Source organism: Bradyrhizobium sediminis (assembly GCF_018736105.1).
Taxonomy (GTDB): Bacteria; Pseudomonadota; Alphaproteobacteria; order Rhizobiales; family Xanthobacteraceae; genus Bradyrhizobium.
This window is the reverse complement of record NZ_CP076135.1, coordinates 3,326,504-3,341,357: the sequence shown is the minus strand read 5'-3', so window position 1 is coordinate 3,341,357 and position 14,854 is coordinate 3,326,504. Positions and strand designations below refer to the sequence as shown.

General features: G+C 63.5%; 17 protein-coding genes. 7 read left to right on the top strand and 10 right to left on the bottom strand.

Annotated features, from left to right (window positions below):
* Positions 1-2 precede the first annotated feature (2 nt).
* Genes KMZ68_RS16020 through tsaA form a run of 3 tightly spaced genes read left to right on the top strand, consistent with a single transcriptional unit; the run spans position 3 to position 1,618 of the window.
* Positions 3-740 (top strand): AzlC family ABC transporter permease, encoded by a 738-nt coding sequence (locus KMZ68_RS16020; RefSeq protein ID WP_215612214.1) that lies wholly within the window; start codon positions 3-5, stop codon positions 738-740.
* Positions 737-1,081: an AzlD domain-containing protein gene (locus tag KMZ68_RS16015; RefSeq protein ID WP_215612213.1), complete on the top strand. Its 345-nt coding sequence runs from the start codon at positions 737-739 to the stop codon at positions 1,079-1,081. The genes KMZ68_RS16020 and KMZ68_RS16015 overlap by 4 nt, the downstream gene beginning before the upstream one ends.
* Positions 1,082-1,126: 45 nt before the next feature.
* Entirely contained in the window at positions 1,127-1,618 is a 492-nt protein-coding gene (gene tsaA / locus KMZ68_RS16010; protein ID WP_215612212.1) for a tRNA (N6-threonylcarbamoyladenosine(37)-N6)-methyltransferase TrmO, read from the top strand.
* Here tsaA and KMZ68_RS16005 read toward each other — a convergent pair whose 3' ends face one another.
* The 4 genes from KMZ68_RS16005 to KMZ68_RS15990 all read right to left on the bottom strand — a co-directional run bounded on the left by KMZ68_RS16005 (position 1,619) and on the right by KMZ68_RS15990 (position 4,687).
* A complete protein-coding gene (locus KMZ68_RS16005; RefSeq protein ID WP_215612211.1) occupies positions 1,619-2,047 on the bottom strand; it encodes an HIT family protein in 429 nt (142 codons plus the stop codon).
* A 48-nt stretch (positions 2,048-2,095) separates the two neighbouring features.
* Positions 2,096-3,349, bottom strand: a complete 1,254-nt coding sequence (locus KMZ68_RS16000; RefSeq protein ID WP_215612210.1) for a GNAT family N-acetyltransferase — start codon at positions 3,347-3,349, stop codon at positions 2,096-2,098.
* Between the two features lie 106 nt (positions 3,350-3,455).
* Entirely contained in the window at positions 3,456-4,208 is a 753-nt protein-coding gene (locus KMZ68_RS15995) for a glycerophosphodiester phosphodiesterase (protein WP_215612209.1), read from the bottom strand.
* Positions 4,209-4,219: 11 nt separating this feature from the next.
* Positions 4,220-4,687, bottom strand: a complete 468-nt coding sequence (locus tag KMZ68_RS15990; RefSeq protein WP_215612208.1) for a RidA family protein — start codon at positions 4,685-4,687, stop codon at positions 4,220-4,222.
* A 257-nt stretch (positions 4,688-4,944) separates the two neighbouring features.
* Between KMZ68_RS15990 and KMZ68_RS15985 the strand changes: the two genes are divergently transcribed.
* The gene (locus tag KMZ68_RS15985) at positions 4,945-5,823 is read left to right on the top strand and encodes a cell envelope integrity EipB family protein (protein ID WP_215612207.1); all 879 of its coding nucleotides are present in this window, start codon (positions 4,945-4,947) and stop codon (positions 5,821-5,823) included.
* Between the two features lie 376 nt (positions 5,824-6,199).
* Here the strand turns inward: KMZ68_RS15985 and KMZ68_RS15980 are convergent, their stop codons facing one another.
* The 5 genes from KMZ68_RS15980 to KMZ68_RS15960 form a co-directional block, all read right to left on the bottom strand.
* Positions 6,200-6,952, bottom strand: a complete 753-nt coding sequence (locus KMZ68_RS15980) for an SDR family NAD(P)-dependent oxidoreductase (protein ID WP_215612206.1) — start codon at positions 6,950-6,952, stop codon at positions 6,200-6,202.
* 80 nt (positions 6,953-7,032) lie between these two features.
* Entirely contained in the window at positions 7,033-7,197 is a 165-nt protein-coding gene (locus KMZ68_RS15975) for a hypothetical protein (protein WP_215616485.1), read from the bottom strand.
* A 298-nt stretch (positions 7,198-7,495) separates the two neighbouring features.
* Entirely contained in the window at positions 7,496-8,242 is a 747-nt protein-coding gene (locus tag KMZ68_RS15970) for a cytochrome b/b6 domain-containing protein (protein ID WP_215612205.1), read from the bottom strand.
* Positions 8,243-9,158: 916 nt separating this feature from the next.
* Positions 9,159-10,445, bottom strand: a complete 1,287-nt coding sequence (locus KMZ68_RS15965; protein WP_215612204.1) for a DNA polymerase IV — start codon at positions 10,443-10,445, stop codon at positions 9,159-9,161.
* Positions 10,446-10,453: 8 nt separating this feature from the next.
* Positions 10,454-10,753: a DUF3572 domain-containing protein gene (locus tag KMZ68_RS15960; protein WP_215612203.1), complete on the bottom strand. Its 300-nt coding sequence runs from the start codon at positions 10,751-10,753 to the stop codon at positions 10,454-10,456.
* A 230-nt stretch (positions 10,754-10,983) separates the two neighbouring features.
* Here KMZ68_RS15960 and KMZ68_RS15955 point away from each other — a divergent pair, with 230 nt between their 5' ends.
* Both KMZ68_RS15955 and KMZ68_RS15950 read left to right on the top strand, forming a co-directional pair.
* On the top strand, positions 10,984-11,349 hold the full coding sequence (locus tag KMZ68_RS15955) for a response regulator (protein ID WP_215606327.1): 366 nt from the start codon (positions 10,984-10,986) through the stop codon (positions 11,347-11,349).
* A gap of 12 nt (positions 11,350-11,361) precedes the next feature.
* Complete coding sequence (locus KMZ68_RS15950; protein WP_215606328.1) at positions 11,362-12,735, top strand: PleD family two-component system response regulator; 1,374 nt, start codon at positions 11,362-11,364, stop codon at positions 12,733-12,735.
* A gap of 87 nt (positions 12,736-12,822) precedes the next feature.
* On the opposite strand, the gene KMZ68_RS15945 is transcribed toward KMZ68_RS15950, so the two are convergent.
* Positions 12,823-13,422, bottom strand: coding sequence for a TetR/AcrR family transcriptional regulator (locus tag KMZ68_RS15945; RefSeq protein WP_215612202.1), 600 nt, complete (start codon positions 13,420-13,422; stop codon positions 12,823-12,825).
* A gap of 162 nt (positions 13,423-13,584) precedes the next feature.
* On the opposite strand from KMZ68_RS15945, the gene KMZ68_RS15940 reads away from it, so the two are divergent.
* Positions 13,585-14,817, top strand: coding sequence for an MFS transporter (locus KMZ68_RS15940; protein WP_215612201.1), 1,233 nt, complete (start codon positions 13,585-13,587; stop codon positions 14,815-14,817).
* Positions 14,818-14,854 lie beyond the last annotated feature (37 nt).

The following is a 14,854-nucleotide window of genomic DNA, read 5'->3' as shown; positions in this document are numbered from 1 at the left end:
CCTTGGCCCTTCCTCCGCTCGTCTCCCCGAGTTGGCAAAGTCCCGTGCGGGCGTTCGCGTGGGGCGTGCGCTCGGTTGCTTCGACGGTGCTGACGCTGGTGTTGTTTGCGACCTATCTCGGCATCGGCGCGCTGGCGCATGACACCCATTTCAGCCTGGGTTGGGTGTTGGCGAGCACGGCCTTGGTCTGGGCGGGGCCGGCGCAGATCATCCTGATCTCGACGCTGGGTTCGGGGGCCACCGTGGTGCAGGCGGCCATCGCCGTGACCGTCAGCGCGATCCGGCTGTTCCCGATGGTGGTCTCGGTGCTGCCGATGATGCGCACGCCGACGACAAAACGGCGGCATCTGGTGCTGGCAACGCATTTCATCGCGGTCACCCTGTGGGTCGAATGCTTCCGGCTGTTTCCGAAGGTGCCGCGCGAGCGGCGCATCGCGTTTACGCATGGGCTCGGCATCGGGCTGTGCACGGTATGCCTTGTCGCCACCACGCTCGGCTACGGGCTTGCCGCCAACCTGCCGCAACTGTTCGCCGCCGCGATCCTGCTGCTGACGCCGCTGGCCTTCCTGCTGTCGACCGCGCGCAACTGCCGGCAACTCTCCGATATCCTGGCGCTGGTGCTGGGACTAGCGCTGTTTCCGCTGGTATCCCTGCTGCACACCGGCGTCGACATACTGATCAGCGGCGTTTCGGCCGGCACCATTGCCTATGGCGTTCACTGGTGGCGGGAACGCCAATGAGCACCTTCATCGGCGATTGGCATGCGCTATTGGTGCTCGTGATCGCGGGCTTCCTGCCCAATGAGGCTTGGCGGATGCTCGGACTCTGGTTCGGCGGCGGCGTCGACGAGGGCTCCGAGCTGCTGGTCTGGGTGAGGGCGGTGGCGACCGCGATCCTGGCCGGCGTCATCGCGCAGATCCTGGTGCTGCCGCCGGGCGCGCTGGCCAGCGTGCCGGACTGGTTGCGCTATGGCGCGGTGGCCGCCGGATTTGCCGCCTTCATGCTGACGCAGCGGTCGATTTTTGCCGGCGTGGTCTGCGGCGAAATCGTGATGCTGGCTGGCAAATGGGGGCTGGGCTGATACTGTCCGGCAGCTCACAATGCATCATCTCACTGGACTGGCGACATGGTTACAAAGACTGAAGTTCGCGAGGGAGAGCTCGCGGTCGATCTGCCCAAAGCGAGCAACGCTACGCTCTACTTCATCGGCCGCATCCGCACGCCCTGGACCTCGCGCGATATGACGCCGCGGCAGGGCCGCCAGGACGGTCCGGTGTGCCGGCTGGAGATTTTCGAGCCGTGGGTGCCGGCGCTGAAGGGCGTCGACTTCTACTCAAATCTCGAGGTGATCTACTGGCTGCACCAGTCGCGCCGCGATCTGGTGCTGCAGAGCCCGAAGAACAACAGGAATACGCGAGGCGCGTTCTCGCTGCGCTCGCCGGTGCGCCCCAATCCGATCGGCACCTCGATCGTCAAGCTGGTCGGCGTCGAAGGCAATGTGGTGCTGGTGCGCGGCCTCGATTGCCTCGACGAGACGCCGCTTTTGGATATCAAACCCGACCGCTGCGAATTCACCCCGCTGGCGCAGCCGCACCCCGGGGATTTCGAGGCGGAGTGACTACCCGCCCTTTAGCGCCGCGATCAGCTTGGTCGCATTGTCTTCCAGCACCTTGGCGTCTTCCCGTCGGCTGGCCGGCGGCAGCAGCGCGACGCCGTTGTGGCGGGGCATCACGTGCATGTGCAAATGAAACACCACCTGTCCGCCGGCGGCTTCGTTGAACTGCTGCACGGTGATGCCGTCGGCCTTGAAGGCGATCATCGCCGCTGCGGCAATCCTGTGGGTGCCGCGCGCGACATGGGCGTAATCCTCGGGCTTGATGTCGAGGATGTTGCGGGCAGGGGCCTTCGGAATCACCAGCGTGTGGCCGGGCGCACGCGGCATGATGTCGAGAAAGGCCAGTACGTGGTCGTCCTCATACACCTTGTGGCAGGGAAACTCGCCGCGCAGGATTTTCGCGAAGATGTTGTTGGCGTCGTAGGCGGGCATGGCAGTCTCCTGATATCGAATCCTGATCGCACTTCATGATGTCGATCGTCAAGGCGCCTCTTCGGCGGCCTTGCGGAATGGCCCGGCCTCGGTGAGTTCGCGCGCGGCCTCGGCGACATAGGCGCGTTCGCGCCGCAGATATTCGTCGATGGCGCGGGCGAGGCCGGGGTCGGCGATGTAGTGCGCGGAGTAGGTGGTCTGCGGCAGGTATCCGCGCGCGATCTTGTGCTCGCCCTGCGCGCCGGCCTCGACCGTTTTCAGGCCGCGGGCAATCGCAAAGTCGATCGCCTGATAATAGCAGACCTCGAAATGCAGGAACGGATGGTGTTCGATCGCGCCCCAGTGGCGGCCGAACAGGGTATCGGAGCCGATGAAGTTGATGGCGCCTGCGATCCAGCGGCCATTGCGTCTGGCCATCACCAGCAGCACGTCTTCGGCCATGCCTTCGCCGATCAGCGAATAGAACGCGCGGGTGAGATAGGGGCGGCCCCACTTACGCGAACCGGTCTCCATGTAGAAGTCGAAGAACGCGTCCCAGGCGTCTTCGGTGATGTCGTTGCCGGTCAATGCGTGGATCGTGATGCCCTCGGCGGACAACGCCTCGCGGCGTTCGCGCTTGATGGCCTTGCGGTGTCGCGAGTTCAGGGTGGCGAGGAAATCATCGAAGCAGCGGTAGCCCTGATTGTGCCAGTGGAATTGCTGGTCGGTCCGCTGCAGGAAGCCGTATTCGGCCAGGAACTTCCACTCCGCTTCGCGCGCAAAGGTGACGTGGACCGACGAGGCGTTGGTCGCCTTGCACAGCGCGATCAGGCCGCTCGCGAGCGCGGTGCCGATCCGCTCGCGATCGACGCCGTCGCGGATCAACAGGCGCGGTCCCGCCGCGGGCGTGAACGGAACCGAGGCCTGCAGCTTCGGATAATAACGGCCGCCGGCGCGTTCATAGGCATCGGCCCAGCCGCGGTCGAACACGTATTCGCCCTGCGAGTGCGATTTCAGATAGCAGGGCACGATGCCGGCGATGCTGCCGTTGAGCTTGGCGACGAGGTGACGCGGACCCCAGCCGGTCCGCGCGCAGGCCGAGCCGGATTCCTCCAAGGCCTTGAAAAAGGCGTGTGAAATGAATGGGTTATAGGGGTGCCTTAAAGCGGTGCCGGACTCGCTTGTGGTATCGCGTGAAGCCAGCGTGTCGAGTCCATTGAGGCTGTCCGGACCGCAGGCCGGATTGGCGCAGGCATCCCAATCCGAAGCCGGAATCTGGTTCACAGACGGCAGCGATTCGAGGGTGATTTCGGTTGACGCCATCGCCAATTCGGACCGGTCACGGGTTGCGATCAGCCATCGCACATGGTGACCAACACCGCTAAAGATCGGGCATTGCGCCCGCGACTTCAAGGGTTTGCGGAGCGCATCAGGTATCCGGGCGAAACCCCTCGAAAATCATCTGATCGGCGTAGCGCGCGGCCCGCTGGCGCTGCTCCGGGGTGCGCACGGTCCAGGTCAAGAGCGGCAGGCCGAAGACGTGGCGGGCGATCCAGGGGGCGGGGGCCGGCAACTGGTTGACCCAGAATGCCACGAAATGCGGCCGGGTGCGGAAGGCGTGACGGAGATGCAGCATGCCGTGGCGCTGCTCCGGGGTCAGCTTCTTCCAGTAGTCGTCGTCATAATTGCGCTGGGCGATGATGCCGCGCGGACGCTCCGGGATCTTTTCGCGCAGCGCCAGCACCTGGTCCGGATCGAACGACATGACGGCCGCGGGCCCGGAATAGCTGGCGAGCACTTCGGCCATCCGCGCCACCAGCTTGCGGTCGCCGTCATAGTGGCTCTTCACCTCGATCACCAGCGGCACGCGGCCAGCTACCAGCGCGCAGAGATCGCCGAGCGACATCATCCGCTCGGCGGTGTCCTTGAATTTGACCGCCTTCAGTTCGGCCGCGGTCTTGCCGAGCAGGGGGCCCGAGCCCTCGGTGAGGCGGCCGAGGGCATCGTCATGATGCACCATCGCCTCGCCGTCGGCGGTGAGCTGGACATCGCATTCGATGCTGAAATGGCCGTCGATCGCAGCCTGAAATGCGCCCGGCATGTTTTCGATGATGCCGCGGGCGGCGTCGTGCAGTCCGCGATGGGCCACCGGCCGCGCCGTCAGCCAGTCAGGTGCGCGCACTTGGTGTCTCCTTACGAGACCTCGAACACGCCATCGACCTCGACCGCCGCGTCCGATGGCAGCGAGGCGACGCCGACCGTGGTGCGGGCATGGCGGCCCTTGTCGCCGAAGGCCGCGACCATCAGGTCCGAAGCCCCGTTCATCACCTTCGGCCCCTCGAGAAAGTCGGGCACGGAGTTGATGAAGCCGCCAAGCCGGACCACGCGCACCACCTTGTCGAGGTCGCCGAGCGCGGCCTTGATCTGCGCCAACAGGTTGACTCCGCAACTTTGCGCCGCGGCGTAGCCTTGCTCGATGGTGACGCCGGCCCCCAACTTGCCCTTGGCGGTCAGCTTGCCCTCCGCGTTGGCGCACACCTGGCCGGAAACGAACAGCAGGTTTCCGGTGCGCACGAAGCCGACGTAATTCGCCATGGCGGCGCGGGGCTCCGGCAGGACCACGCCCTGTGCCGCCAGTTTCTGCTCGACCGTACCCGCCATGCTGCGTCCCCGTTTGAATTGACCGACGCCCGGTTTCGCTTGCGATCGGGCCGCTTTGTTTCGCGCATCGTGCCGTCACATGCAAGCGAGCCTGCGGACCGGCGGCGAATGCCGTAGCGGGCCGTGATTTGGCGCGGGAACATGCCAAAAAACACGGCGGCCCGGCCGCCGTTTCGCGCATTTTCGTGAAGCGGCCCTAGTTGCGGCGCAATAGGACGGTCACTATTGTGACGATTCAGACGCAGGAAAGACAACATATGGCTCGAAGGTTCCGGATTTCGTCGCGTGACATCCGCTCGGTGCTGCTGGCGACGGCCGCGGTTGCCGTCGTCTCGGGTTTTGCCGGCGGCAGGGTGCAGGCCGCGGCGAGCGGACCGTTTCTCGCGCACCAGGCGCTTTATGAACTCAAGCTGGTGAAGTCGCGCGGCTCCAATTCGATCAACAATGCGCGCGGCCGCATTCTCTATAATTTTTCCGGCAGCGCCTGCGAGGGCTACACCTCGGAGTTCCGCCAGGTCTCGGAACTCGACAGCGGCGAGGGCAAGCTGACGCTGAGCGACCTGCGTTCCACCTCCTGGGAGGACGGCGCCGGCAAGAGCTACCGCTTCAAGATCGCCACCCGGATGAACGATACCGACTCCAGCCCGGTCGACGGCGTCGCCGAGCGCAGCGGCGATCATATCACGGTCAAGCTGAAGCAGCCCGAGGCCAAGACCTTCACCCTCGACGGCTCCACGGTGTTCCCGACCGAGCAGATCCAGCGCATCATCGCCGCCGCGCGCGAGGGAAAATCCCTGCTGGAACTGACGGTCTATGACGGTTCCGACAACGGCGAGAAGGTCTACAACACGCTGTCGGTGATCGGGCAGCCGATCCCGGGCGACCGCAGCATCGCTTCGCCCGATCCCTCCACCGCCAACGACGTCATGAAGCCGCTGACGCGCTGGCCGGTCACGGTGAGCTATTACGACCGCGACGCCAAGGCCAAGGACGGCGAGCAGACGCCGGTTTATGCGATGTCGTTCGAGCTGTTCGAGAACGGCGTCTCGCGGGCGCTGGTGCTCGACTACAATGACTTCGTCATTTCCGGCGCGATGGGCAAATTCGACGTCAGGGATTCCAAGCCGTGTAAGTGATGGCGGTCGTTGTGGATGGGCAAGAGGCGCTTGCGCCGGCCGATCGCCTGACAACTCGTTATCGTCGTCCCTGCGAACGCAGGGACCCATACGCCGTGTCGCTTGTTTAGAAAGATGCTGTAGGACGGCTTTGCCGATTTGCTGGCGGTCGTGGTTATGGGTCCCTGCGTTCGCAGGGACGACGTTGAGTTTTTTGTCCGAGCCACGATTCAATTTTCAAACTTAAGACACACCTCCCGCGGCTCGATACGCCCGAGGTTTTGCAAATCTCTCCGCCCAAAGAGGGCGTGGGGAATGCCGGGCACGAGCGCTTTCGCGCCTTCAGGCAACGATATCCGCGGCGAAGCCGAGCAAGTTGAATTCTGGTTGCGCGTGATCAGCCAAGCGACTGGCCGCCATCGACCGTCAGGGTTTGTCCGGTAATCCACGACGCCTGATCGCTGCATAGAAACAGTGCCGCGTTCGCAACCTCTTCCGGCTTGCCCATGCGGCCCCACGGAATGGACTTGAAGACCGCATTGTACAGCTGCGGATTCGACGTCTTGTTCGTCTCCCACAGACCACCGGGAAATTCGATCGAACCTGGCGCAATCGCGTTGACGCGAATTTTCTTCGGCGCCAGCATCAAGCCCTGCGACAGCGTGTAGTTGATGACGGCGGCCTTGACCGCCGCGTACGAGGCCGACCTGGCGCTCGCGCCAAGCCCGGAGATCGAGGAGATATTGAGGATCGCGCCGCCGCTGCTGCGCTCGATATGCGGGATCGCCGCGTTCGACGCGCGGACCGTTGCCATCACATCGATATCAAGCCCCTTCCTCCAGCCATCCTCCGTGTCGCCGCCGCCGAAGCCGGAAGCGTTGTTGACGAGGATATCGATGCCGCCGAGCGACGCCGCTGCGGCGGCGACATAGACCGCGATGGCTTCCTTGTCCGCGAGATCACATGGAACGGCATGGACCTCTGCACCAAGCGCCCTGATATCGCCCGCGGTCGCATCGAGTCCGGCTTGTCCTCGTGCGCAGATCGACACCGAGGCTCCGGCGCCTGCGAAGCCCAACGCAATCGATCTGCCGATTCCCCTGCTGCCGCCGGCGACCACCACGCGCTTGCCCTTGAAACTGATCTGCATCGTTCTTCCTGCTACTGCCATGAATGCCGCGGTCCCGTCATAGCACGGCCGCCGTCGGCCGCATGCAGGGATCCCGATCGTCAACCTGACTTGTTGATCTTCTTCACCTTCGCGTCGGTGGCCTCTATCGATGCGGCCAATTCCAGGATTGCCTTCGCAAGAAGGTCGGCGGCTTCCTTCGCGTCCTGAGATCGCTCGGCTCGAAGCGCATAATTTCTGGCTGACGATAGTGACATCGGTGACATGGCCTTTCCGCCGGAAAACCCACCCGGCTGAGGACTACTTCTTACGGCCTCTGCGGTGATCCACGAATGACCAAGACCTAGCGGTCGGCGGTTAATTTTTCTCCAGCATGGATGACCTCGACGCCCGGCGGTCCGCTTGTTCCCCGATAGCGGACATCGTCAGGCCGCCTGTCAAAGTCCGCTTTGAGCCCAACAAGAGACATACGCATCACAATGGGCTCGACCATCGGAGCCGAGCTTTAAGGTGCAAATGGCAGAACAGTTGAAATGCGCGCAGGCGCGCCGGACTTTTTCGAGCCTAAACGTCTTGCGGTGGGCGGTTGAGAATTTTTCGGCCGGTAAACATGGCCGACGTGATGCTCCCACCCTCGTGAATTTCGGTCACGATCACCGCTATCAGATGCAGCAGGATGACGCCCGCGAGCACATAGAACGCATAGAGATGGATCGTCACGATCGGGCTTCGAAACGCACGCATGGCCTTGTAGGCGGTCTGATCCAGCGTCTCCGCGGCGAGGGGCGAGACCATTGCCGGATCAATCCCGGCCGCGGCAACCCAACTGGCGAACCATCTTCCGAACGGTGGCCAGAATAGATCGGTGCCCGCCAGGACCGCACCGGTCACGGCTTGCAGCACGAGCAGCAGCAGGAGAACTGCAATTGCGAGACGTGCCGCGGGATTATGCCCGACATATTCTTGCGGCTCTCCGCTAAGAAAGGCGCTGCCGTAAGCGCGCAGTTTGCCCCAAAAGCTGGAACCATAAGGCAGGATGGCGCTCCATCTGGTATAGCGGTTGCCGAAAAACGCCCAAACGAAGCGCCAGATCAAATTCAGCCCCATGACGTAGCCGAGCACGACATGGATTTCCTTGAGCAGGATCTTGCCGTTGGCGGAGAGCCCCAGCGCGTCGTCGTTGAGCAGGATAACTCCAATAATAATCAGACCGAGCACGGCGAGCGCGTTGATCCAATGGAACCACCGCGTCGGGGCATCCCATACATCGTAGGCGTGAAGGCGCTCGGCTGACGCTGGGGGCTGCGGCATTGTCGGACACCTTGCTACCTTGTCACTGCGATTGGAACAAAATGAATATTTCCACGCAAATAGCTCCCCAATGGTTGATTTGGATCAATGGAACAATTCCGCATGGGTGCTGCCGCCGGTCAGGCAGCGGAGCCTCGACTCCCAACCATACGCTTGCGCCAGCTTTGTTAAGCGGGCGTTATCGTTGTCCGCGCCGATTGTCCGCTTCGCGTCAAACTCGGAAGTGCGGTCCGCATCCTAAGTCCGCTTTGTCCCCGCACCGAGTCATCTGCCTGCTGGGTCGCACCGCAACAACGTTAGGGACACGCTAACACCCCTATGCGTGTCCCATGAGCCTCAATAGGAATGCGGCACGACTGTTTGCGGGCCGCCACTATATCCGTGCGACCTCCTGGCATTCGGTGCCATGGCGAAGGCATCGCTCGCGCGTGTCGTTTGTCTGGTCGCGTGGGGAATACTTGTTTTGGGTCCGCCCTGGTAAACATGCTGGTCAAGGCGGACCGCATCCTGCGCCATGCTGGATACTGTCATGAATGGCGCGACGAGGACTAATGCGAGGACGTATTTCATAGCGATCCTCCGTAGCTTGATCGACCAAAAAAGAGATCACAGAAATCGGCCAGCGCCGTGATGCAGATCAATGGGTCAGCAGCGCTGATCGAGTGTTCCAACCGGGACATCGCTCCCACCCTCTTGTCTGCTTTGGGTCCTATGGGCGTCCTGGGTGCGGACAACGCATGGCCCAAGTCCGCTCCGGGTCATTTCCGGAAGTGCGACAGCGCAGCTCCCAGGTCCGTTTTCGCTTTTCTTAGCGGATGTCGCAGACGATTCCGTCAGGTCCGCAAATTGCCCGATGGGCGCGTTACCTGAGGAGCAATGGCTGTGAGCCTTCTTGGCCTCCATCCCGGTTACACGTCTATCCCTCTTCCGCCTTCTCCGGCCCGTCATAGGCGATGCCGCGGATCACGGCGGCGTTGCCGAATTTTTTGCGCAGGTCGTCGATGGCGCGTTCGGCGTGGGCGGAGCGGCGGTCGAGCATGTCGGTGTCGTCGGCCTGCGAACCTTCGCGCAGCGCGCTGACGCCGGCGCCCATCAGGCGGAACGCGGTGCCGTCGATTTCCTTTGCCAGCATCTCGCGGGTCACGGCGAAAATCTTCGCCGCCAGTTGCGTCGGCGCGTGGATCGATTGCGAGCGGGTGCGCTGCCGGAAATCGGCGGTCTTCAGTTTCAGGGTGATGGTCAGGCCCGAAAGATCGCTGCTCTTCAGGCGCGAGGATACCTTTTCGCACAGCCGCCACAGCGTCTTCTCCAGGGTGGCAAAATCGCGGATGTCAGTGTCGAAGGTGGTCTCGTTGGAAATGGTCTTGGCGCCGCGGTCGGGCACCACGGGCCGGTCGTCGATGCCGCGCGCCAGCCGCCACAGCCTGCGCCCCTCGGCCGCGAACTGCCGCATCAGCTCGATCTCGTCGGCGCGCTGCAGGTCGGCGATGGTGCGAAAGCCGCGCTGTAACAGCTTTTCCTGGGTCGCCGGCCCGACGCCGTAGATGAAGCCGACCGGCCGGTCCGCCAGCATCTTCACCGCTTCGTCCTGGTCGAGCGCGGCAAAGCCGCGCGGCTTGTCCAGGTCGGAGGCGATCTTGGCCAGGAATTTGTTGCAGGACAGGCCGACCGAAACCGTGATGCCGATGTCGCGCTCGACTTCGCGGGCAAAGCGCGCCAGCACTTTTGCCGGGATCATGCCGTGGACGCGCTGGGTGCCGGCGAGATCGAGAAACGCCTCGTCGATCGACAGCGGCTCGACCAGCGGCGTCAGCGCCTGCATGGCATGGCGCACCTCGCGGCCGACCCTGACATATTTCGCCATGTCGGGCCGGATCACGACCGCGGACGGGCACAGCGCCAGCGCCTTGAACATCGGCATCGCCGAGCGGATGCCGAAGGTGCGGGAGATGTAGCAGGCCGCCGACACCACGCCGCGCTTGCCGCCGCCGATGATGACCGGCTTGTCGGCGATGTCAGGATTGTCGCGCTTCTCGACGGTGGCGTAGAACGCGTCGCAATCGATATGCGCCAGCGTCAGCGCAGGCAGCGCGTGGTGATGGACGAGGCGAGGGGAGCCGCAGTGGTTGCATCGCCGGGCCACGAAATCCAGATCATGGAGGCAGTCCCGGCAAAAGCAGGTCGGTCCCTCCAATTCTGGCATGGTCAGGTTCACGGCACGTCGCGCTCCCACCGGGGATCGTTGAGCGCCTGATGGGCCGCGGCAATGTTGGTGGGATGGAGCTGCGAGGCGCTCGCAAAAGCCTTCACGGTTGCGTCATCGCGCATGACAAAATCGAGCACGGAAGCGAGAAATTGCGGGTCGGAGGCGGCGTTGCGCAGGGTCTCCGGACCGATGCCCGATTCGGCCAGGAACAGGCCCAGCCGCTCGGGGTCGCCGGCGATGAAGGACAACGCCTGAACTGCAACGATTTCAGCTACTTCCCGGGGGTTGTGAACAGGCTTTTTCAACTGGTCCGTTTGCCTTTCCGTTAACTTATGGTCTCTAATTTGGAATCATCATGCCCGAGTCTGCAGAACGTGTTCAAGCAAGTGGAAACCACTTCGCATAAAGATGGCATGTCGGCTTAACGGGTTAGAGCGAATCTGGCGCTAGTTTGAATTCACTTTTCGACACGCCCGCCGGCAGTGCCTGACGCACCGCCGGCCGGCCTGTTTCCTAGGGGATTGGGAGGGACGGGATGGCTAAAACCGTCCTGATCGTGGAGGACAACGAGCTGAATATGAAGCTCTTTCGCGATCTGTTGGAAGCGCATGGCTATCAGACCTCGGGCACCAGTAACGGTTTCGAGGCGCTCGATCTCGTGCGCAAGCTGCGTCCCGATCTTATATTGATGGATATCCAGCTGCCGCAGGTGTCCGGCCTCGAGGTCACGCGCTGGATCAAGGACGATCCGGAGCTGCGTTCCATACCGGTGGTCGCGGTAACGGCCTTCGCGATGAAGGGCGACGAGGAACGCATCCGCGAGGGCGGCTGCGAAGCCTATTTATCGAAGCCGATTTCGGTCGGCAAATTTATTGAAACCGTCAGGCGATTTATCGGCTAGGAGTAATTTGAGATGTCAGCGCGTATTCTCGTCGTCGATGATGTCCCCGCCAACGTCAAGCTGTTGGAGGCGCGGCTGTCGGCCGAGTATTTCGACGTCCTGACCGCGTCCAACGGCACCGAGGCGCTGGAGATCTGCGCGCGCGCCGAATGCGACATCATCCTGCTCGACGTGATGATGCCCGATATCGACGGCTTCGAGGTTTGCCGCCGGCTGAAGTCCAATCCGGCAACGCATTTCATCCCGGTGGTCATGGTCACCGCGCTCGACAGCCCGGCCGACCGCGTGCGCGGGCTCGAGGCCGGCGCCGACGATTTCCTGACCAAGCCGGTGTCCGATATCGTGTTGATCGCGCGGGTGCGCTCGCTGACCCGGCTGAAGATGATGACCGACGAGCTGCGCATGCGCGCCATCACCTCGCTTGAGATCGGCGTGCAGGCGCCGGAGCGCAGCGCGGTGGCCGACACCGGCAAGGGCGGCCGCATCCTGCTTGTCGACGACCGGCCGTCGTCCTATGAGCGGCTGGCGCCGGTGCTCTCAACCGAGCACACCGTCGACGTCGAGACCAATCCATCGGAAGCACTGTTTCACGCCGCCGAGGGCAATTACGACCTGCTGATCGTCTCGCTCGGCCTCGATAATTTCGATGGTTTGCGGCTGTGCAGCCAGGCGCGCTCGCTGGAGCGCACCCGGCAGGTGCCGATCCTCGCCATTGCCGATGCCGACAACAATGCCCGGCTGCTGCGCGGGCTCGAGATCGGCGTCAACGACTATCTGCTGCGGCCGGTCGACAAGAACGAGTTGCTGGCGCGGGCGCGTACGCAAATCCGCAAGCGGCGCTATACCGACCATCTGCGCGACAACGTGCAGAACTCGATCGAGGCGGCGATCACCGACGCGCTGACCGGCCTGCATAACCGTCGCTACATGGAAAGCCATCTGGGAACGCTGGCCGAGCAGGCCTCGAGCCGCGGCAAGCCGCTGGCGCTGATGATGCTCGATATCGATTTCTTCAAATCGATCAACGACAATTACGGCCACGACGCCGGCGACGACGTGCTGCGCGAATTCGCCGTCAGGATCCGCAAGTCGATCCGCGGCATCGATCTCGCCTGCCGCTACGGCGGCGAGGAATTCGTCATCGTGATGCCGGAAACCGACCTGCATGTCGCGGGCATGGTGGCCGAACGGCTGCGGCGCTCGATCGCGGGCGAGCCGTTTGCGGTCAACAAGGGCACCAAACGCATCGAGGTCACGATCTCGATCGGGCTGTCGACCCTGGATCGCAAGGGCGAGTCGGTCGCAGACGTGCTCAAGCGCGCCGACACCGCGCTCTATCGCGCCAAGCACGACGGCCGCAACCGCGTGGTTTCGGCGGCGGCGTAGGTTCTCTCCGTGTCGTCCCGGCGAACGCCGGAACCCATAACCACCGGCGGTTATGGTTGAAAGAGAATCTCGCAACAGCCGCCTGTTCTACACCGCGCCGCCGCGGCGTATAGGTCCCGGCGTTCGCCGGGACGACGAGGGTGGTGTGCTTGAATCAACCTTCACCCCCGCATTCGCCAGCAACACTCTTGCCGCCTCCTTTGCGGCGCGCGCCATCGAGGGATCGTCGCGCACCAGGTCCTGCGCGATCGAGCCGTCGACCAGCAGCGTCAATTGGGTCGCAAGGCCCTCGGCATCGGCGACGCCCAGCTGCTGCAACAGGTCGCGGAACCAGAGGCGGCGGCTTTCCTTGAAGGCGATCGCGATCTTCTTGACCGAGCGATCCTCGGTACCCAGTTCGGCCACCGCGTTGACGAATGGGCAGCCGCGAAAACCCTTGCTGGCGAAGCCGCGCTCCAGCCGGTCGAAGGTGCCAAGAATCTGTTCGACCGGCGGCTTGTCGGACGCGGGGGCCTGCGTGAAGCGCCGCTGCAGGTAGGCGGCTATCAATTCGTCCTTGGACGGGAAGTGGTTGTACAGCGTGCGCTTAGAGATGCCGATTTCGGCGGCGATGGTGTCGACGCCGACGGCGCGGATGCCGCGCAGATAGAACAGGCGGTCGGCGGTTGCGAGAATCCGCTCCTTCATGGCCGGTTTTTCGTGTGGCGGCATATCCCGTGGAAAACCTTTCTCCGGCTGCCTTGACAGCAGCGTCGCCTTGCATGCTAATTACACAGATCGGTGTAATCAAGTCCGATGCGACGGCAGGGCGGCCATTTTGGGCTGCGGCCCAACGGGAGAACAACAAAAATGCCCCTGCTGCAGATCCTCCGCCCCACACTCCCGATCCTGATCGGCGCCTCGTTGATGCTCACGCTGAGCATGGGCCTGCGGCAAAGTCTCGGCATCTTCCTGCAGCCGCTGACGCAGGACATCAAGATATCGGTGTCCGATTTCACGCTGGCGCTGGCGGTGCAGAACCTCGCTTGGGGATTCCTGCAGCCGCTCGCCGGTGCGATGACGGTGCGGTTCGGCTTTCGCCCGATCATGATCGCAGGCTCTGCGCTTTACATTGTCGGCCTTGCGCTGATGGCGAGCGCGCAGGGGATGCTCAGCATCATGATCGGGGCGGGCGTGCTGATCGGGATGTCGCTGGCCTGCACCGCCAACGCCATCGCCATGTCGGTAGCGGCGCGTGCGGTGCCTGCGGCGGTGCGCAGCACCGTGATGGGCATCGTTTCGGCGGCGGGATCGCTCGGCGCGCTGCTGTCGGCGCCGATCGGACAGGTTCTGAACGAGGGCTATGGCTGGCGGACGGGCCTGACCGGCTTTGTGATTCTGTCGCTGCTGATGCTGCCGGCGGCCTGGTATGCGGGCCGGGTCGACAAGGTTCCGCTGCCGCCCAAGGGAGTGGACGACATCGCCGACACCTCGGCCGCCGTGGCGGTGAAGATCGCGTTCGGCAACGCGTCGTTCGTGGTGATGACGCTGGCCTATTTTGTCTGCGGCATGCAGCTGGTGTTCCTCACCACGCACCTGCCGTCGTATCTGGCGATCTGCGGCATGGATCCGATGCTGAGCGCGCAGACGCTCGGCATGATCGGCGGCTTCAACGTGCTGGGCAGCCTGTTCTTCGGCTGGGCCGGCGAGCGCTGGAACAAGCTGGCGCTCCTGGGTGCGATCTACATCTCACGCTCGCTGATTCTGGCTTGGTATTTCACGCTGCCGGCGTCGCCGGCGACGACGCTGCTGTTCGGCGCACTGATGGGCTTCCTGTGGATGGGTGTCGGACCGCTGGTCGCCGGCGCGGTCGCCGAAATGTTCGGGCTGCAATGGCAGGCGATGATCCAGGGCCTCGCCTTCATGAGCCATCAGCTCGGGAGTTTCCTCGGCGCCTATGGCGGCGGACTGCTGTACGACCAGCTCGGCTCCTACACCATGGCGTGGCGGATCGGCGTGGCGCTCGGGCTGGCCGGCGGAATCATCCAGGTGGCGTTTGCGCTGATCCGACCATCGGCGCCGCCGATGGTCGCGGCGCGATAGGCATGGCGTTTTCGAGCGAAGTGGGTACCGGTTCGCG